Source organism: Thermomonas sp., from assembly GCF_035369645.1.
Lineage (GTDB): Bacteria > Pseudomonadota > Gammaproteobacteria > Xanthomonadales > Xanthomonadaceae > Thermomonas.
This window is the reverse complement of sequence record NZ_DAOOUM010000013.1, coordinates 26,127-46,528: the sequence shown is the minus strand read 5'-3', so window position 1 is coordinate 46,528 and position 20,402 is coordinate 26,127. Positions and strand designations below refer to the sequence as shown.

Genomic DNA, 20,402 nt, shown 5'->3' with positions numbered 1-20,402 from the left:
TGGCAATCGCCGACGGCACCGACGGCACATCGCCACGGTCCACCGCCGCCGCCGTGGCTTGCGACAACGCGCTGATCGCATAGGCCTTGCCGCCAATCCGTGCCAGTGCTTCTTCCACGCCTTCAAAGCGGCCTACCGATAGCCCGAACTGCTTGCGAATCCGCGCATACGCGCCGGTCACCACTGCGCCAGCTTTGGCACCGCCGCTGGCGGTGGAGGGCAGGGTGATCGAGCGCCCCACCGCCAGACATTCGTTGAGCATGTTCCAGCCTTTGCCGGCCATGTCCACGCCACCAATCAGCTGGCTCAAGGGAATGAACACCTCGCGGCCGTGGATCGGGCCATTCTGGAACGGCGAGTTCAGCGGGAAGTGGCGACGCCCCACTTCCACCCCGGGGGTTTCCCGCGGCAGCAGCGCCAAGGTGATGCCGATATCGCGGGTATCGCCCAGCAGTGCGTCCGGGTCATACATGCGGAACGCCAGCCCGATCAGGGTGGAGACCGGGGCCAGGGTGATATAGCGCTTGTCGAACGTGAGCTTGATGCCCAGGACATTGGCACCATTCCACTGGCCCTTGCAGACGATGCCGAAGTCCGGGATCGAAGTGGCATCGGAGCCGGCAAACGGCCCGGTCAGGCCAAAGCAGGGCACCTCGATGCCGCTGGCTAGGCGTGGCAGGTAATAGTCTTTCTGTTCCTGCGTGCCGTAATGGTTGATCAGCTCGCCCGGGCCCAGCGAATTGGGTACGCCCACGGTGGCGCTGACCACGCTGGAGATCGAAGCGATCTTCTGGATCACCTTATGGTGGGCCAGCGCACTGAAACCCAAGCCGCCGTACTGCTTGGGGATGATCATCCCAAAAAATTTGTTCTGCTTGATGAAATCCCACAGCGGTGGCGGCAGGTCGGCGTGGACGTGGGTGATTTCCCAATCATTGATCTGCTGGCACAGCGCTTCCACCGGGCCATCGAGGAAGGCTTGTTCTTCCGCACTCAACTGCGGCTTGGGATAGGCCAACAGCTTGTTCCAATCGGGTTTGCCGCTGAACAAATCGCCCTCAAACCCCACCGAGCCGGTTTCCAGCGCAATCCGCTCGGTCTGCGACAGCGGCGGTAATGCCTTGCGCAAAAAGCCCAACGCCGGTGCGGTCAGCAAGGGTTTGCGAATGGCCGGGATCAGCAACGGCACCGCCACCAAAGCGGTCAGAGCAGCGATGACCAAGGTGGCAGTGGGGCTGCTCACCAATAAGCCACACGCTAGCAGGAGGCAGGCGCTGATGGCAGCCCAAACGGCGAGACGCAGCCGGTGATAGGCGGCAATCGCACTAGCTAGAAATAGCGCAAGAATCGGCAGAAAGATGCTCATGGTGGGGCTCACTTTGGGCTCTTGGGGCGCGGTCAGTGGGGCGGTTTGGCATTGCGGTGCAATCTGGCAATGCCTACCATACGCTGTAGTATGGGCGCTGTAGATTGCCTGTCAATGCGCAAAAAAGAGTGAAAACTCAGCATACTTGTACCGACGCAGGCGTATGGATGCACGACCAATGACCGAAACTGCACTTCGTGGCAAGCGCTTGAATGCCGATGATTGGACGAAAGAAGCCTTGGCACAAATGGCTGAATTTGGCGTGGCTGCGGTGGCGGTGGAACCCATTGCGCGCCGGTTGAAAGTCACCAAGGGCAGCTTCTACTGGCATTTCCCATCACGCGATGCATTGCTGCAAGCGGCCTTGGATCGCTGGGAACGAGATGAACAAGATGCCTATGGCGCACTGGAATCGATCAAAGATGCGAGTGCGCGATTGCGTGCGTTGTTTCAACTGATCACCCAGCACAACAAGACCCACATCATTTATTCCGAACTCCTCAAAGGGGCCGAACACCCGGCGGTGCAGCGCGTGCTGGAGCATGTACTGGAGCGCCGCATCGGCTTTTTATTTGCATCTTTTCGGCAGGCCGGGCTCAATCAAAAAGACGCGCTGCACCGTGCCCATATGACCTATGCGGTGTATGTCGGCTTTCTACAACTGGAGCAAGCCAATATCCGCAGCCGCAAGCCGGTGGAGGCCGCCGATGGCTATCTCGATCACATGATGAGCACGCTCATTCCTGCCACCTAAGTAATGCCGGATGCGCTGGGTATTGCTCGGCGCGTTTTTGCAAACGATTTCAATCCAATAAACGAGCCCGCAAAGGGCCGGGAACTTACGCCAATGACCAGCAAACTTGACGCTTTAAACCAATGGGTGGCCGATGTCGCCCAGCTGACCCAGCCCGATGCCATCCACTGGTGCGATGGCAGCGATGCCGAAAGCGCCGCGCTCAAGGCACACATGCTGGCTGACGGTACCCTGATCGAACTCAATCAGCACACCCATCCGGGCAGCACCTTGCATCGCTCCCATCCCGACGATGTGGCGCGCGTGGAGCATCTCACCTTCGTCTGCACGCCCGAGCGCGAAGACGCCGGCCCCAACAATCATTGGATGGCCCCCGGCGAGGCGCACGCCAAGATCGATGCACTGTTCGACGGCTGCATGCGTGGCCGCACGCTGTATGTCATTCCCTATTGCATGGGCCCGATTGATTCGCCCTTGTCGCGCTGCGGTGTGGAAATCACCGATTCGCCCTACGTGGTCGCCAATATGCGCATCATGACCCGCATGGGCGCGCCGGCACTGGCGCGCATCGAGCGCGAAGGTCACTTCGTGAAGGGCTTGCATTCCACCGGCGAGCTGGACCCCAACCGCCGCTTCATCATGCACTTCCCGCAAGAGCTGACCATCAAGTCCTTCGGTTCCGGCTATGGCGGCAATGCGTTGCTGGGCAAGAAGTGCCACGCCCTGCGCATCGCCAGTCATCAGGCGCGTCAAGAAGGCTGGTTGGCCGAACACATGCTGATTCTTGGCATCGAAAACCCGCAAGGCGACACCCACTACATCGCCGCTGCGTTTCCATCGGCCTGTGGCAAGACCAATCTTGCGATGTTGATTCCGCCGGAAGGCTATCTGAAGGATGGCTGGAAAGTGTGGACCATTGGCGATGACATTTGCTGGATGCGTCCCGGTGCCGATGGCCGCCTGTACGCCATCAACCCAGAAGCCGGCTTCTTCGGTGTTGCGCCCGGCACATCAAGCAAATCCAACCCCAACGCGCTGGCCAGCATCCAATCCAACACCATCTTCACCAATGTGGGCGTGACCGCCGACAACCAACCGTGGTGGGAAGGGCTGGATAACGGGCAAGCCCCGGTCACCGACTGGCAGGGCCAGCCGTATGACCCGGCCGTGCGCCCAGCCGCGCACCCCAACTCCCGCTTCACCGTCAGCGCCAAGCAGTGCCCCAGCTATTCGGACATGGCCGAAGACCCGCACGGCGTGCCGATTTCCGCAATCGTGTTTGGTGGTCGCCGCGCCTCGCTGGTGCCACTGGTGTTTGAAGCGCGCGACTGGACGCACGGCGTGCTGATCGGCGCGGCGATGGGCTCGGAAACCACCGCCGCCGCCACCGGCGCGGTCGGCGTGATGCGCCGCGACCCGATGGCGATGAAGCCGTTCTGCGGCTACAACTTCGCTGACTACTTCGCGCACTGGCTCAGCTTCGACAAGGTCGGTGCAACACTGCCCAAGATCTTCCACGTCAACTGGTTCCGCAAAGGCGACGACGGCAAGTTCCTGTGGCCGGGCTTCGGCGACAACCTGCGCGTACTGGAGTGGATGATCAAGCGCGTGGACGGTGTCGCCGGCGTACAAGAAACCCCCATCGGCAACCTCCCGCACGAGGCCGACCTCAACCTAGCCGACGTAACGCTCAGCGATGAAGCCCACAGCAAGCTGTTTGGCATCGATCACAGCGGCTGGCAAGCCGAATTCGCCAGCATCGGCGACTACCTCGCCGAATACGGCCCGCGCCTGCCGCAGGCGCTGAAAGACGAACAGCAGCGGATTGCACGGGCGTTGGGGTGAGTTGCCCCACAGCCGTGTTGTGTCATCCAAGCCCCGGCGCGCAAGCCCGGGGCTTGTTGTATCTGGTAGGGAGAAATGACGCATGTAAAAACGTCTTGTTTGCTGATTGCTGACGCTGGTGCCTAGCAAATAAACAGCTGCGCTGCAATTACAAAAATGTAATGAAAATTTTAGTTTGTGAATGCGCAAATGCGATTGTTAAGAATAGGTTGGCCGCATAGAGTCGCGGGGTCGGGTTTTTCGAGGCCGGGCAATTCTGTTTTCCGCTGCTTCATTCTGCAATTTCGTCCCAAAGAGGGGTTAAAAATAATATGGCTTCCAACCTATCCAGAGGCTTAAAGAAAAGCGCCTTGACTGTTGCGCTGGCGATGTGTTTCGCCGGTGGCGTGCAGGCACAAAGCACCACCGGTGGTATTTACGGCACAGTGCCGGCCGGCTCTACTGTGACCATCAGTAACACCAGTGGTCTCACCCGCACAGTCACTGCCGATGCAAACGGACGCTATAACGCCAGCAGTCTGCCGATCGGTACCTACACCGTCACAGCTGGTGCCAACAAGCGCGAAATCGTGGTAACCGTTGGCTCCAATAGCAATGTGTCTTTCGGCGGCACTACTACCACCTTGGATACCGTGACGGTCACCGGCAGTAGCGTTTCGCCCATCGATGTGGCTGCGGTTTCCACGAGCACGGTGCTGACCTCACAACAGCTATCCCGCCTGCCGTTGGCCCGCAATGCCGAGGCCGTAGCACTGCTTGCCCCAGGCGCAGTGGCGGGAAACGCCTACCAGTTCGGTAGCAACCATGGTGGTGTGCCGATTTCCTTCGGTGGTGCCAGCGTAGGTGAAAACGCCTACTACATGAACGGCTACTACGCCGGCACGCCCACCACCAATGTGGGTGGCTACAGCTTGCCGTACGGGTCAATCGATCAGCAAGAAACCTATACCGGCGGCTATAGCGCCAAATATGGTCGTTCCGATGGTGGCGTGATCAGCCAAATCGGTAAAAGTGGTACCAACGAATGGCATTTTGGTGGCCAGGTCGTCTACTTGCCGAAAGATATGCGTGGGGATACCCCCTCTACCTTCTATCCCAATGAGACCCTGCCGGTGCTGGATGGCCATCAGTACATGTACCAAAACGCAGCGTTCCCCGGGAAAATTTATTCGCGCGGCAACCACGGCAAAAGCTGGTACACCACGTATAGCTTGTATGCTGGCGGTCCGCTGATTCAGGATCGCTTGTTTGGTTTTGTGTCGATCGAGCAGCAAGATACTAAGTCGGATAGCAACCCGACGTCTTCGTCAGCAACGATTGCACACCGCAACGAAAAGGATCCCAAAATCTATGCAAAGTTGAACTGGAACATCACCGACAATCATTTGCTTGAATACACGTACATGGCACGCAAGTACCAGTACGAGTCGAATCTCTATGACTACAACTTCGGCTCCGATGTCACCGGGGCATTCAAAGCTCCAGCGGGGCTCGAGAAAGAGAATGACGAATTCTCCATCCTCAAATACACGGGCTATCTCTCCGATAACCTGACGTTTAGCGCAACTTATGGCAAGCAACGGCTGAGTTACTTGTCGCAGGGCGGTATTCCGCCTCTGAGTTTGGCTTACGTAGCGGGTGCGACCAGTCAAAACCCGGCCTACTGGCCAGCAGGCACAGATCCCAGCAAAGGTGTTTACAACACACAATCCACACCTTCAGTAACGGATGCGCGCGATTACACGCAAGGCCTTCGTGCCGAGCTGGAATGGGTATTGGGTAGCCATACGCTGACCTTCGGTATCGACAATATGAAGTTCAGGGCCGCTAATGAAGGGTCTACCCAAGTGGGTGATTACTGGTCTTATCAGCATACCGATGATCCAAGCTTGAATATTTCGGATGAACTGAACGTTGGTAAGCCGAACGGCAATTATTACGTTGACAAGATCATCTACTCCACATCGACATCGATGTCGCTGGAGCAGAAGGCGTACTACGTGGAAGACCGTTGGCAGCTGACCGACCGTTTGCTGCTGTCGCTGGGTCTGCGTAACGACAAGTTCTCCAACTACAACGTGGCAGGTAAGCCTTTTGTGGAAAGCGGCAACCAGTGGGCGCCGCGCTTGGGCTTCAGTTGGGATGTGCGCGGCGATTCCACCCTGAAGATTTTTGGGAATGCCGGTCGCTACTTCTTGGCGTTGCCGATGGAGGTCGCAGTGCGTGGCGCGGCTGCTGGTTATTACACCGATCACTACTTCAACTACACCGGCCTCGATGCCAATGGCGTGCCCACCGGTTTGACGCCGATCGGTTCCGCCGATGGCACCAAGTCGGATGCGGGTGAAGTGTCGGCCAACCATGAATTTGGGCAAGCCAAAGATCCGGCCACGGTGGCGGCGTCCAATCTGAAGAGTGAATATCAAGACGAGTTCATCTTGGGCATGCAAATGCAGTTGACCAAGGACTGGACCTTCGGGGCCAAATTGACCTCACGCATCCTGAAATCCGCCATCGACGATTTCTGTGACCCTGACCGCATGGTTGCCAAGCTGACTGCCGATGGCAATTTAAGCAAGGTCAACGTCGATGCGATGTACAACACATACTGCTGGTTGGGCAATCCCAATGCGACCAACACCTTCAACTTGATCAATGCTGCCGGGAATGGCTATTTCACGTTGTCGATGTCGCCTTCAGATTGGGCTTGGCCGTCGAAGTTGAAGCGCACCTACACGGCGATTGATTTGTTCTTGGAGCACCCCTTCGATGGCAAGTGGGAAGCTCGCATCGACTACACCTACAGCAAGAGCAAAGGCAACACCGAAGGGCCGGCCAATTCCGATACTGGCCAGGGTGGTAGCGAGCATGACAGTGGCATCTCGTTGAGCCAAAACTGGGACGCAGCGGAAATCATGATGTTTGCGGACGGCTATCTTGCCAATGACCGTCGTCATCAACTGAAGATGCGTGGCAGTTATGCATTGACCCCGGAATGGGCGTTCAGCGGCAATGTGACCATCCTCTCGGGCGCGCCCATCAGCTGCTTTGACTACTACAGTGCCAACGGCGGCCCACTGACCGACCCAATTGGCTATCGCGGCTCCTACCACACCTGCTTCGGTCAGCCATCGCCCCCGGGCAAAACACGCTTGCCCTGGCAGCATCGGTTGGATGTGGGCGTGACCTATCGTCCAGCCTTTGCCGACCACAAGCTAGCACTGAGCATGAACGTGTTGAATCTGCTCAACGAGACCAATCCGACGGTCATCAACAGCAGTGTCAGCGGCATTCGTCTGCCCAGATATACGGTGCAGAACACCTACAACATGCCGTTGAACTACTCAACACCGCGGTATGTGATGTTCAGTGCATCCTATGACTGGTAAGTCCTAGGCGTCTCTAGCGTCGCAATTCGGCCGGCCCTCGTAATGAGGGCCGGCTTTTTGTACGTAGCTGCGCATGCAGGTTGGAGGCCAAGAAGCGCGGCAAATCGGATGAAGTACTTGGCACTGGCAATGCGGGCTTGCGCAGGCAGCTACCGTTGCGGGCGAAACTGAATGCGCGCCATGTAACATGAATGCGAGGTGAGGGGCTTGTTAAGGATTTGTTGATTGGTCTATAGTCGGCAAGTCAGGCCGCCCTAGGCCGGGCGACTTGTTAATTTTCGGTCAATTTCATCCCAATGGGGGTTACACAATGGCTTCTAATTTTTCCAAGGGTCTGAAGCGCAGCGCGCTAACAGTGGCTCTGGGGCTGTGCTTCGCTGGTGGTATTCAGGCGCAGAGCACTTCCGGTAGCATCTTCGGTAAAGCTGCACCAGGCCAGGCAATCACTATCGTCAGTGATACCGGTTTGACGCGTAATGTCACTGCTGATGCCAACGGCAAGTACAGTGTTGCGGCATTGCCAGCTGGTCACTACAAAGTGACGTCCGGTTCGGACTCGCGTGACATCACGGTTTTGGTTGCCGGCGGTGCGCAGGTTGACTTTGTTAGCGGCGATGCCACCACCTTGGGTGCTGTGGTTGTCAGCGGCAGCCGTTTGCAGAGTGTTGACGTTTCGCAGACCGATAGCCGAACCGTATTTACTGCCCAGCAGCTGCAGCAGATCGCCGTGCCGCAAGACGTCAATTCCGTCGCATTGCTGTCGCCGGGCGTGATCAACTCCACGTCTTACAACAGCTCGTCTGCCAATGTCGGTAGCTTCGGCGGTTCTGCTGCTTCCGAAAACGCGTACTACATCAACGGTTACCCCGTTACCAATCCGCTGACCAATATCGGTGCAACGACGCTTGGTTTTGACTCGATTGCGCAGCAGCAAGTGTTGCTGGGTGGCTATGGCGCAGAGTATGGTCGCAGTACTGGTGGCGTGATCAGCCTGATCACCAAGCGCGGTTCTAATGAGTGGAAAGGTGGCGTTTATGCAATCTACTCGCCGAAGTCCTTGAAGGGCACCCCGGAAAACATCATGTATCCGGATACCGGCCACTGGAGTTCAAGCAACCACTACACCGACACCGCTGCCGCCAATAACCCGGCAAACTGGACTGACGGTACCCTGTATCAATATCGCCGCGAGAACAAGACGGAAAACCTGAAGTACGGCGTGTGGGCCAGTGGCCCGATCGTCAAGGATCGTCTGTTCATCTATGCCAATGCAGAACGCTCGCAGACCGACGGCAATAGCGTTCGCTATGCGCGTCTGGCCAACGTGGCTGCCCAAGGTTGGAATGATTACACCTACACCTATCCGCGATGGACGGCGAAGGTGGACTGGAACATCACCGACAATCATGTCCTCGAATTCACTGCGGTGCAGGACAACACGAAGTACGAATACGCCTATTCCGGGTTCAACTACGCCAACCTCACACATGACAATAATGTGGCGATCAACGGCACCACGGAAGACAAGGCGCGCCTGTATATTGGCAACTACACGGGCTATTTTGGTGAGAATCTGACCATCAAGGCCATGTACGGCGAGCAGAAAATTGACCATCTGCCGTCTGTGTTCTCGGATTACGATTCAAGCAAAACTTATGTCAGCATTGCCGATGCCAACATCCCAGCTGCATTTGCTGGCACAAAGAGTGCCCAGAAATATTCAAGCGTAGGCGTGCCCACATTTGATAAGACCAAGGGTTACCGTTTTGACGTGATCTATAATTTGGGCAAGCATGAGCTACGTGCTGGTTTGGATCATTTCGAAGCATCTGCCTATCGTTGGTCCGGTTATTCTGGCCCAGGGTATTACTGGTCCTATGGCTTTGGTACTCCGGGCTCGGCGATCGATGCTGGTCACGGCGTTGGTTCGCCGGCAAGCGGCGGCGGCTTAGGTTCGGCTGGTTACTATGTGTCGAAGAACTACAGCACTTCAGGCGGCAATGTGCGCACTGTGCAGAACGCCTATTACATTGAAGACCGCTGGCAGGTGACAGATAACCTGTTGTTGTCGCTCGGTGTGCGTAACGATGGCTTCGACAACTACAATGGTGACGGAATTGTCTATGTCTCCCAGAAGAACAATTGGGCGCCGCGTCTGGGCTTTTCTTGGGACGTCAAGGGTGACTCCAGCCTGAAAGTTTATGGTAATGCTGGTCGTTACCACTTGGCGATGCCGAATAACGTTGCCATTCGCGGCGCAAACGGCAGCTTGATCACCCAGCAGTACTTTACCTACACTGGCATCAACGCAGATGGTACCCCGTCGGGCCTGAATGCGATTCCGCTGACCAGTCAAACGTATGCTTGCCCAAATGGCGGCATCTCGTCGAACATCGAATGTGGCATCGCACCTGATCCGCGTGTCGTTTCATCCATTGGTCTAAAAGCACATTACCAAGATGAATATTTGGTGGGCATGGACCAAGTGTTGAACGACACCCTGACTTGGGGTGCCAAGGTCACTTATCGCGAACTGAAGAGCGCGATTGACGATAGCTGTCCCCCCGGCTTGGGCGGGAGCTGCTTCATCATGAATCCAGGTCAAGGCAATAGTTTCTGGATTGAACAGCCCGATGGTAGTCTGAAGCGTCAAGACTTCACCGCAGCACAGCTGGGTTTGCCGGGCCTCAAGCGTAAGTACGCAGCTCTTGATACCTATGTCGAATTCAACGATGGCAAGCTGTACGGCAAGGTGCAGTACACCCTGTCGCACAACTGGGGTAACACCGAAGGGCAATTGAACTCCTCGGTTGATACTGGTAATGGTGGTCAGTCAGACGTTTCGACCTCTCAAGACTGGGACTTGCTGGAGCTGATGATCGGTGCCAATGGCTCCCTGCCGAACAACCGTACACATCAGATCAAAGCGTTTGGCTCGATCAAGTTGAGCGACGAATGGTCCGTGGGTGGTTCTGCCATCGTCCAGAGCGGTCGCCCGCGTAGCTGCACCAGCTATTGGCCCTATGCGAAGGCTGGCTTGTATAACGGTGCTTATTACTACTACTGCGGCTTGCCGGGTGCAGCCTCTGCATCCAATAATCCTGCAAATGCAGCACCTGAGAGCTCGAGCTATTACTTCTCGCCGCGCGGTACAGCCGGTGAGACGCCGTGGACTGCAACCTTCAATGTCAATGTTACATATAAGCCGAACTGGCTGAAGGGCTTGAGCGTTGCAATGGATGTTCTGAATCTGTTCAACACGCAGACCCCGAGTGCCTACTACGATCGTTATGCGGGTAGCCGTACGCAGATGAGCTCCAGTTACAACCGCGTGCTGTACTACACCGATCCGCGTTCTGTCCGTTTCACCGCACGTTACGACTTCTAATCTCGTTCCTGGATGACTGTCGTATTGAAGCCGGCCCCGTAAGGGGCCGGTTTTTTATTGGGTGTATTTTGGGGTGATCGTCTAAATTCCATGTCAGGGACCTATGCGCAACACGTTTAAACCAAATCGCCGGCCTAGGCATCACACTCACCATGCTGATGCAAACCCTGCCACTACCGCCAATGCCCGAAACCGTTGACGCCGCTGCTGACGACGCCGCGTTGGCACAGCGGGCGGCGTCTGCGGATATGCGGGCGTTTGAGCTGTTGTATCGTCGCCACCATCGGCGGGTGCACGGTGTCATTGTGCGTTTGGTGGGGCAGGCGGGGGCGCGGGCGGAAGATTTGACGCAAGAGGCATTTGTGCGGGCGTGGCAGGCGTTGCCATCGTTTCGTTTTGAGAGTGCCGTTTCCACGTGGCTGCATCGTATGGCGGTCAACACGGCGTTGATGGAGTTGCGCGCACGGCGCAGCCGGCCGTGGCAGCAAGACGATGACGCGCTGGAATATGCAGGAACCCCGGACACGGCGGGGCAGGCGATGCTGGGCCGCGACTTGGAACAAGCGGTGGCAACCTTGCCGCCGCGCGCACGCGCAGTGTTGATTCTGCATGACGTGGAAGGTTGGAAGCACGAAGAAATCGCCGTGGAATTAGGCATGGCGGTGGGTAGCTCGAAGGCGCAGTTGCATCGTGCGCGTGGGCTGTTGCGTGAGCGAATGGGAGTGATGACATGACTGAGTACCCGCATCGAGGTGATGCCGAGCTGCGGCTTGCGCTGCGTGGTTTGCGCCGGGAGATCACGCCTGGCCACGATTTGTGGCCAGGCATCGCAGCGCGCTTGCAGCCGCAGGCAGTCACGCTTGCCCCGCGCTGGCGGGTCTGGCCATGGGCCATGGCCGCGTCGTTAGCACTGGCGGTAGGTCTGCTGGGGCAGGGTGCGCCCACCGCGGTACGTCCGGTGGATGTCGCAAGTCTTACCACCCCATCAACGCCGCAGGATGCATTGCCGGCAGTGGCGCAAACGCTGGAAGTACGTTCGCAGGCGGCGCTACGCGCAGTCGACGATCATGCGGTATCTGCAAGTTGGCAGCCTGGCTTGCAGGCCCTTGATCAAGGTGCGGCACAGATTCAGGCTGCGCTGCGGCAACACCCGGATTCATCGTTGCTGCTGGGGCAGCTGCGGCAAATCTATCTTCGCAAGATCGCGCTATCGCGACGCGCATTGTTCGTTTGAAGGAGTATTCCATGCATAAGCAAGTTCAATCTGCCTTGATGGTGCTGACCCTGCTGGCGGCCTTGCCGGTGTTTGCCGGAACCCCCATCAACCAAACCCGCCCGCTGGATCCGCGTGGGCGTGTGGAGGTAGACAATTTGAAAGGCCGGGTCGAGGTGGTTGCCTGGAACCGTCCTGAAGTACAGTTGCGCGGCAATTTAGGTAACGGGGTGGAAAAGCTTTCGGTAGAGGGCGATAACCGGGTGCTGCGGATCAAGGTGCAAAATCCGACGCGCGGTCGCAGCGTCGAACCCACCCAGCTGGTGCTGCAGGTGCCGTTATTGGCTGATCTGGAAGTGAACACGGTGTCTGCGGATATCACTATTTCTGGGGTGGCCTCGCGTGTGCTTGAGGTGCAGTCGGTCAGTGGCGATATCACTGCCAATGGGGCCCCCGGGCGCGGCAAGATCAGTAGCGTCAGCGGGGATATCCAGTTGGCGATCAACAGCCCGCGCTTGCGGGTGGAAACCGTGAGCGGCAATTTGATCACGCAGGGGCGCTTGAATGGTGAAATCGCGCTGGAAAGCGTGTCTGGCGACATCCGCTTGAACACATTGGGTGAGCGTGTGCGTAAGTTTTCTGCGGATACCGTATCGGGTGATATGGCGGTGGAGATGGCGCTGGCCGAGGACGGTGAAATCCGAATGGAAAGCGTCAGTGGTGATTTGCGCCTGCGCCTGCCGGCCAACCTGTCGGCGCAGGTAGCAGGCGAGAGTTTCAGCGGCGATCTCAGTGCGCCGGGTGCGAAAATCCGCAAGGAGGAATTTGGCCCCGGCTCCAGTTTCCGCGCCAGCTATGGTGCGGGGAAAGGGAATATCCGGATGCAGACGTTTTCAGGGGATGCGCGTTTGACCATGCCCTGACATCCAGCCGCGCTGGAAATACAAAGGCCGCATCGAAATGCGGCCTTTCATCGATACCGGCGCATGACGCCGATCAGAGAGAGTGGTTCAGAGGTCTTGCTGGTAGCGCACATAGGGCACCGTGCCCTCGTCGCTTTCTGCGCCTTTGAGTGAAAACGGATTTTTGCCGCGGGTCACCACGTTGTCGGCACCCACGCTGAGTTGGCCATTCCACGGGGTACGCCACGTCAGACCCAAGCCTAGGCCTTTCCAGACCGCACTCTCGCCGGGCACATTGACCACGCGGCCAACGATACTGGCGCCGAAATTGCCGTAACCGCCGCCAAAACTCAGACTGCGGGTGTTCCATTGATCGGCAAGCTGCGGAACATCGGCGGCCGGCACCAGACGTGCACGGGCAACAGTGCCGCCAACGCTGACAAATCCTTCGGCACCAACATTCTTTTCGGCGAACAGGGAAAAATCATTCTGAGTATAACGGGCACCACCCAGCTGGCCGGGGGCCAACCAAGCTGGCAACACGTCGCGCCCCTTGCCTGCGGTAACGCCCAGCTTGCTGCCGTCGCGGCTCAGGGCCACGCCCGCGCTGGCATGCCGGCTGATACTACCGGGCTTGTCCTCGAGCGAGGCCAATACGCAATTACTGGCCAACTGACCAATCGCCGGAGCCATGCCGCCGCGCCGATCACACAGCAATGCCAGCGAATCCCCGGTTTGCAAGCCGTAGGTGGCTTCCAAGGTGGTATTGCCAAACCGCCAGCGTGCACGGTTGCCGCCGGTGATGGTGGCCGGTTCCAGCATCAATACCGCTTCTAGTTTGCCGCTGCTTTTGTTCAGAACCGGCACCATTTTGGCGTCGCTGCGCTTGCCTGCTTTTGTTTGCGCACGCGTATTGCCGCTGGCAAAGGCCAGCGCAAAGACCGCAGCAGCAACGGAGAGCAGGCGTAGCTTCATGGAACCGGGTCAGACCTACCAAAATGGTGAAAGTTCCCGCAGATGCGGGGTGTCAACTGTAGCGAATTTATGTTTATTTAACAATACAGTGAAATGACCGCGTGTGGGGTGCCTGCGATCAGTGTGCTGCTAAAGGCACCGTTTCACTGTACGCCGGGCGCGGCCGAATGTGCACTGTCCGAGAGTACAAACAGGTGAGAAATCTGGCCGGCATCAAAAAAATAGGCTTGCCCGCAAAACTCGCATTGCACTTTGGCCTGCCCGTCACCTGCTACGACAGCGGCATCCGCCTCGCTGCGTCCCAGTGACACCAGCATGGCTTCCACGCGCTCGCGTGAGCACGAGCAGGCAAACGTCAGCGGGGTTTCACGCAATAGCTGCGGGGCTTCTTCGTGGAACAGGCGGTGAACCGTCTCGGCCGGGGGTAGCGCTAATAGTTCGTCGCGGCCCAGCGTGTCAAACAAGGCGCTAATCCGTCGAAAACCGTCTTCATCGCCGTCTTCGCCCGGCAGCTTTTGCAGCAACAGGCCAGCCGCGCGTTGGCCATCGCAGGCCAGCAAAAGGCGGCTGGGGAGCTGTTCGGATTGCTGAAAATACGTTTCAAACGCGGCATCCAAGCGCGCCGATTCCAGTGCAACCAAGCCTTGATAACGCATCGGCTCGGCATTACCCAACGCCGGGTTTTCAATGGTGATCGCCAAGACAGTGTCGCTGCCGAGTGCACGCAAATCACCAATCGTCAGTGTGGTATCGGCGTTGTCGTCGCGCAGGCGCACGATGCCGCGCAAGGTGCCGGCAGCAGTGCATTCGGCAAACAGGGTGCTGATGGGCCCATTGCTGCGCAGCTGCACGGACAAGCGCCCGGCCACCTTGGTGTGGCCGGTGAATAATGCGGCGGCGGCGGCGGCTTCGCCCAACAACGCGGCGACGTTGGCCGGGTAGGCGGCGCGCCCGGCGATGGCCTGCCAACTGGCATCCAAATGCACGGCGACCCCGCGCACACCGGCGGTGGGGAGGAGGAAGCGCAGTTGCGTATCGTGGGTTTGAGGCATGGGATTACCGTGAAGACACCTTGCACGCGGATAATGCACGCAACGATGAATAAGGGGGAATGAGTATGCAAAGTAATGGGGCGCGTGGGTGGCAAACGCAAGGTGGGTGCGCGTGATGACGGGGGCATGGCGTGCGCGGCTGCGCGGCTGGTGGTGGAAGTTGCCGCTGTTGTTTGTGTTGGTCAGTGTGAGCCAGGTGTTGCTGCTGCGTTTCGTGGATCCGCCGGCCACGCCGTTCATGCTGGCGCGTTGGTTGGATGCGGCGGTGTCGGGCAACCCGGGGTTTCGGGTGCATTACGAATTTCGCAGTCTGCGCATGATTGCCACCACCTTGCCGCTGGCGGTGGTGGCTTCGGAAGACCAAAATTTTGCAAGCCATCATGGGTTTGATTTCAACGCCATCGAAAAAGCGCAGGCACACAACGAAAAAATGATCGCGCGTGCGGAAAAGCGCGGCACTCCCGTCAAGCGTTTGCGTGGGGCCAGCACCATCAGCCAGCAGACCGCCAAGAATCTATTCTTGTGGCAGGGTGTGGGGCCAACCCGTTGGCTGCGCAAGGGCTTGGAAGTTTGGTACACGGCATTGATCGAAACGCTATGGCCAAAACGGCGGATTTTGGAGATGTACGTCAACATCGCTGAATTTGGCGATGGCGTGTATGGCGCGCAGGCGGCGGCGCGGCAATTTTTCGGCAAGGATGCGGCCGCGTTGAGTGCGATGGAGGCGGCCAAGCTGGCGGCAGTCTTGCCCAGCCCCAAACGCTATAACGCGGCGCACCCGGGGGCTTATGTGCACAAGCGGTCACAGGCGATCTTGCGGCAGATGGGTGCGATGGGTGGCGTGGGGTATCTGAAATCGTTGGATTAGACAGCGCGCCATGGGTGCAGTGGCGCGTAATCGGAAGTATGCTCGGAACGCATTCCGCACAGTTCTATGATGGAGTTTGCCATGCGCACGGTACGTCAACTTCTGGATGCGAAATCGGCTGAAATCATCGCCATCGGCCCGGATGCCCCGGTGTATGACGGCATTCGTCTAATGGGCGAGCGCGGCGTGGGTGCGCTGCTGGTGATGGAAGGGCCGCGCTTGGTGGGCATTTTGTCCGAGCGTGACTACGCCCGCAAAATCGTGCTGAAAGGGCGCTCGTCGCGGGAAACCCCGATCCGCGACATCATGACGGCCGATGTCAAAACAGTGACCCCGGGTGATAGCACCGAGCACTGTATGGCGCTGATGACGGATAGTCGCATCCGCCATTTGCCGGTGCTGGAGGGCAGCAATGTGATCGGGGTGTTGTCGATTGGCGACTTGGTCAAGGCGGTGATCGAAATGCAGCGGCAGGATATCGACCAGTTGCAGCGGTATATCGCGTCGTGATGCAACGCCCCCTGCACAGGGGGCAAAAACCTTACCCCAGCGCCACCTGCGCATGCTCGCGGGTGGCTAAAAAATCCACCGCTGGCGCGCGTTCCTGCGCCAGTTGCAGGTTGACCCGGCTGGGGGCCAGATAGACCAGCGCGCCAGCGGCGTCGATGGCGAGGTTCATGGCGTTTTTCTCGCGGAATTCTTCCAGCTTCTTGGCATCATTGCAGCGGATCCAGCGGGCGGTGGCCACTTGCACCTGTTCGAATGCGGCTTCCACGCTGTATTCGTCCTTCAGCCGGTAGGCGGCCACATCGAACTGCAGTACACCCACTGCGCCAAGGATCAAGTCGTTGCTCATCAGCGGTTTGAAAAACTGGGTGGCGCCCTCTTCACTCAATTGCTCCAGGCCTTTTTGCAATTGTTTGAGTTTCAGAGGGTCACGCAGGCGCGCGCGGCGGAACAGCTCGGGCGCGAACGAGGGGATGCCGGTGAAGGAAAGTTTTTCGCCTTCGCTGAAGGTGTCACCGATGGAAATGGTGCCGTGGTTGTGGATGCCGATCACATCGCCCGGGAACGCGCTTTCGGCGATCTCACGGTCGCTGGCCATGAAGGTCAGTGCGTTGGCGAGTTTCACGTCCTTGCCGCTGCGCACATGGAAGGCTTTCATCCCGGCCTCGAACTTGCCCGAGCACACGCGCATGAAGGCCACGCGGTCACGGTGCATCGGATCCATGTTGGCTTGGATCTTGAACACGAAGCCGGTCAGCTTGTCCTCGCTGGCGGCCACGTCACGGCTGGTGGTGGCGCGCGCGCGCGGCGAGGGTGCGTATTCGACGAAGAAATCCAGCAGCGGTTGCACGCCAAAATTATTCACACCGGAACCAAAAAACACCGGCGATTGCTTGCCGGCCAGATAGTCGGCTTGGTCGAACGGGTGCGAGGCGCCTTGCACCAGCTCCAATTGCTCGCGCACTTCCGTGAGCAACTCTTGGCCGATGGCGGCGAGCACGCCCGGATCGTCCAGCGATGGAAAAATGGTGGAATCCTGGCGGGTGAAGTTGCGGCCCGGCTCGTACAGATGCACCTCGCCGGAGACCAGATGCACCACGCCCTTCAGGCGCTTGCCCATGCCGATCGGCCAGGTGACGGGCGCGCACTGGATGCCCAGCACCGATTCGATTTCGTCCAGCAGCTCGATCGGGTCCTTGCCCTCGCGGTCGAGTTTGTTGACGAAGGTCATGATCGGGGTATCGCGCAGGCGGCAGACTTCCATCAGCTTGATGGTGCGCTCCTCCACGCCCTTGGCCACGTCGATCACCATCAGCGCGCTGTCGACGGCGGTGAGCACGCGATAGGTGTCTTCGCCGAAGTCGGCGTGGCCGGGGGTGTCCAGCAGGTTGACGATGCGGCCCTCGTAGGGGAACTGCATCACCGAGCTGGTGACCGAGATCCCGCGCTCCTTCTCCAGCGCCATCCAGTCGGACGTCGCGTGGCGCGCGGCCTTGCGGCCCTTGACCGAGCCGGCCATCTGAATGGCACCCCCGAACAACAGGAGTTTCTCCGTCAGCGTGGTCTTGCCGGCGTCGGGGTGGGAAATGATGGCGAATGTGCGGCGGCGCGCAGCTTCTGAGGCGACTTCTGACATTGCGCAATTATACCGGCGCGGGCAGGATGACCGCAGCCTTGCCGCTGCGCGTTGCAGGGGCAGCTTGGGGAACCCTAACGGATGGATGACACGCCAACCCACGCGCTGGACGATGCGCAGCAGACTGCGGCCAGCCTGCCGGCAGCGATTGGGCCGTATCGCGTGGTGGGCCTGTTGGGTGAAGGCGCGATGGGGCGGGTGTATCTGGCCCGCGAAAATCACCCGCCGCGCGAGGTGGCGCTGAAGGTGATGCGCGGGCTATCGCGTACGGCGTTGGAACGCTTTCATCGTGAAATTGATTTGCTGGGCCAACTGGAACACCCCGGCATCGTGCGGCTATACGCGGCTGGCGAAGATGTGGTGGGTGGGCTGGCGTCGCCGTGGTTTGCGCTGGAAGTGGTGCGCGGCCCGGATCTGCATGACTACATCAAGCATGCGCACCCGGATCTGCGCACACGCATTGCGCTGCTGGCCAAGCTGGCGCGGGCGGTGGATTACGCGCATCGACGCGGCATCGTGCACCGCGACTTGAAGCCCTCCAATGTGCTGGTGGATGAACACGGGCAGCCGAAGATTTTGGATTTCGGTATCGCCCGTTTGCATGGCGAAGACGGCGGCCAGATGACCCAAGCCGGGCAAGTGATGGGCACCTTGCCTTACATGAGCCCGGAGCAATTGGCCGGCAATGCGCGCGATGTGGATGCACGTAGCGATGTGTACGCGCTAGGCGCAATGGGGTACGAATTGCTGTCCGGGCAGTTGCCGCATCCGCGCCTGTCCACCTCGACCTTGTTTGAAGCCTTGGACATCGTGCGCCGTGGCAACCCCGAGCCGCTGGAAAACATCAATCGCAGCGCGCGTGGCGATATCAATCTGGTGGTGATGAAGGCGCTGGCATCCGAGCCGGCACAGCGTTACGACAGTGCCGCCGCATTTGCAGAAGACTTGGAAGCGATTCTTGACGCGCGCCCAATCCGTGCGCGTGCGCCTACGTGGAGCTACCGCAGTGGGCGCTTCATTCGCCGCAATCGCACCTTGAGCGCGGCAGTGGCGATGGTGTTTGTGGCCTTGGTCAGCGCCACCGTCATCAGCACCTTGGCGGCGCAGCGCGCGCGCACCGCATTGGCGCAGGCACAGGCGCGAACCAATGAATTGACCGCAGTCAACGGCTTTATGGAGCGCATGTTGACCGCTGCCGACCCCGAACAAGCACAGGGCCGCGACTTGCGTGTGCGCGACATTTTGGATGTGGCCGCCGCCGATTTGGATAGTGCGCAATTGCCCGCCAGTGCGATTGCACGGCTGCGCCAAATCCTTGGGGTGACGTGGTTGGGTTTGGGCGATGGTGCGCGTTCACGGGCGGTGTTTGCTGCCGCCTTGGCGGAGGACGGGCTTGCGCCGGGCTTGCGTGACGAATTGTTGGTGGGGCGTGCGCGCAGCGCGATCCTGGCGGGCGACTACCCCGGCGCAGACAAAGAACTGACAGCGTTGCGTGCACGTCGGGCCGCGCTGGCACCCGGCTTGCGCATCGCCGTGGATGAATCCACTGCCGAACTGCAACGCGAGAGCGGGCATCAAAAAGATGCGGTTGCCACATTGCGCACGTTATTGCCGCAAGCGCGGCAAGTGCTGGGTGTCGATGCCCAGCGCACACTGGGTTTGCAGTTGCAATTGGCCTCGGCCCTGCAATTGGATGGTGATTACAACGGTGCCCGCGAGGTGATGGGCGATACCACGGTACGCCACGAGCGCGTGCTGGGAAGCAAGCATCCACAAACGCTGTATGCGTGGAATCAGCTGGGCATCGTGGAAAATAAATTAGGCCATGCCGACGCTGCCGAAGCGGCGTTTCGACGTGCTGCAACGGGGCGGGTGGCGGTGTTGGGCGAAAGCCACCCTTCAACGGTGATGAGCCAATTCAATTTGGGCTCGTTCTTGATCGAACATGGCAAGCCTGCCGAAGGCGTGCCGATGGTGCAGCGTGCCAGCGCTTGGTTTGATAGCAACCGGCCCGAGGGTGATGCCAAGGCGCTGGTAGCGCGTAGCGTGTTGGCCTATGGGCTGGAAGATCAGGGTGATCTGGACGGTGCCGAACGCCTGCTGCGTGGTTTGCTGGCCACCCAAGAGCGTTTGGGTGGGCCGGGTGCGCCGGACACCTACGCGCCGCGCAACAATTTAGGCATGCTGTTGATGAAGCGCGGACGTTATGCCGATGCGTTGGTGGAGTTCGACACGTTGTTGGCGCAAGTACAAAAACGACTGGGCGCCGAGCATCCGTTTGCGGCGATTTTTGCCAGCAATCGTGGCGAATGTTTAGCCAAACTCGGCCGCTTGGAGGACGCGCGACGGGTGCTGGAAGACAGCCACACACGTCTGCAAGCGCGCTTTGGTGCCGACCACGCGCGCACCCGCACGGCGGCCACGCGCTTGGCCGCTGTGTATGCGCGGCTGGGGATGACCGCGCAGGCGCGGGCCTTGCAAACGCCGGCATCGACACAGCCCTGAGT

General features: G+C 59.0%; 14 protein-coding genes. 10 read left to right on the top strand and 4 right to left on the bottom strand.

Annotation, left to right across the window (positions count from 1 at the left end; genetic code table 11):
• Positions 1-1,366 (bottom strand): acyl-CoA dehydrogenase (locus PK789_RS04165; RefSeq protein WP_324307224.1); only part of this gene is annotated, 1,366 nt, incomplete at its 3' end.
• A 163-nt stretch (positions 1,367-1,529) separates the two neighbouring features.
• Between PK789_RS04165 and PK789_RS04160 the strand changes: the two genes are divergently transcribed.
• The 7 genes from PK789_RS04160 (at position 1,530) to PK789_RS04130 (ending at position 12,878) form a co-directional block, all read left to right on the top strand.
• The gene (locus PK789_RS04160; protein ID WP_503011889.1) at positions 1,530-2,120 is read left to right on the top strand and encodes a TetR/AcrR family transcriptional regulator; all 591 of its coding nucleotides are present in this window, start codon (positions 1,530-1,532) and stop codon (positions 2,118-2,120) included.
• Positions 2,121-2,213: 93 nt separating this feature from the next.
• Positions 2,214-3,965, top strand: coding sequence for a phosphoenolpyruvate carboxykinase (GTP) (locus PK789_RS04155; protein ID WP_324307222.1), 1,752 nt, complete (start codon positions 2,214-2,216; stop codon positions 3,963-3,965).
• Between the two features lie 311 nt (positions 3,966-4,276).
• A complete protein-coding gene (locus PK789_RS04150) occupies positions 4,277-7,354 on the top strand; it encodes a TonB-dependent receptor domain-containing protein (protein ID WP_324307221.1) in 3,078 nt (1,025 codons plus the stop codon).
• 310 nt (positions 7,355-7,664) lie between these two features.
• On the top strand, positions 7,665-10,742 hold the full coding sequence (locus PK789_RS04145; RefSeq protein WP_324307220.1) for a TonB-dependent receptor: 3,078 nt from the start codon (positions 7,665-7,667) through the stop codon (positions 10,740-10,742).
• Positions 10,743-10,900: 158 nt separating this feature from the next.
• The gene (locus tag PK789_RS04140; protein WP_503011892.1) at positions 10,901-11,476 is read left to right on the top strand and encodes an RNA polymerase sigma factor; all 576 of its coding nucleotides are present in this window, start codon (positions 10,901-10,903) and stop codon (positions 11,474-11,476) included.
• Positions 11,473-11,976: a hypothetical protein gene (locus PK789_RS04135; protein WP_324307217.1), complete on the top strand. Its 504-nt coding sequence runs from the start codon at positions 11,473-11,475 to the stop codon at positions 11,974-11,976. The genes PK789_RS04140 and PK789_RS04135 overlap by 4 nt, the downstream gene beginning before the upstream one ends.
• An 11-nt stretch (positions 11,977-11,987) precedes the next feature.
• Positions 11,988-12,878 (top strand): DUF4097 family beta strand repeat-containing protein, encoded by an 891-nt coding sequence (locus PK789_RS04130; protein WP_324307215.1) that lies wholly within the window; start codon positions 11,988-11,990, stop codon positions 12,876-12,878.
• A gap of 87 nt (positions 12,879-12,965) precedes the next feature.
• On the opposite strand, the gene PK789_RS04125 is transcribed toward PK789_RS04130, so the two are convergent.
• Entirely contained in the window at positions 12,966-13,832 is an 867-nt protein-coding gene (locus PK789_RS04125) for an XOO1806 family protein (protein ID WP_324307213.1), read from the bottom strand.
• Between the two features lie 143 nt (positions 13,833-13,975).
• Entirely contained in the window at positions 13,976-14,884 is a 909-nt protein-coding gene (gene hslO, locus PK789_RS04120; protein WP_324307212.1) for an Hsp33 family molecular chaperone HslO, read from the bottom strand.
• A 115-nt stretch (positions 14,885-14,999) separates the two neighbouring features.
• Here hslO and mtgA point away from each other — a divergent pair, with 115 nt between their 5' ends.
• The gene (gene mtgA / locus PK789_RS04115; protein ID WP_324307211.1) at positions 15,000-15,752 is read left to right on the top strand and encodes a monofunctional biosynthetic peptidoglycan transglycosylase; all 753 of its coding nucleotides are present in this window, start codon (positions 15,000-15,002) and stop codon (positions 15,750-15,752) included.
• Positions 15,753-15,833: 81 nt separating this feature from the next.
• Positions 15,834-16,262: a CBS domain-containing protein gene (locus tag PK789_RS04110; protein ID WP_324307210.1), complete on the top strand. Its 429-nt coding sequence runs from the start codon at positions 15,834-15,836 to the stop codon at positions 16,260-16,262.
• A 31-nt stretch (positions 16,263-16,293) separates the two neighbouring features.
• On the opposite strand, the gene PK789_RS04105 is transcribed toward PK789_RS04110, so the two are convergent.
• Positions 16,294-17,895 carry a peptide chain release factor 3 gene (locus PK789_RS04105; RefSeq protein WP_324307209.1) on the bottom strand — a complete coding sequence of 534 codons (1,602 nt, stop codon included), beginning with the start codon at positions 17,893-17,895 and terminating at the stop codon, positions 16,294-16,296.
• An 81-nt stretch (positions 17,896-17,976) separates the two neighbouring features.
• On the opposite strand from PK789_RS04105, the gene PK789_RS04100 reads away from it, so the two are divergent.
• Positions 17,977-20,400, top strand: coding sequence for a serine/threonine-protein kinase (locus PK789_RS04100; RefSeq protein ID WP_324307207.1), 2,424 nt, complete (start codon positions 17,977-17,979; stop codon positions 20,398-20,400).
• Positions 20,401-20,402 lie beyond the last annotated feature (2 nt).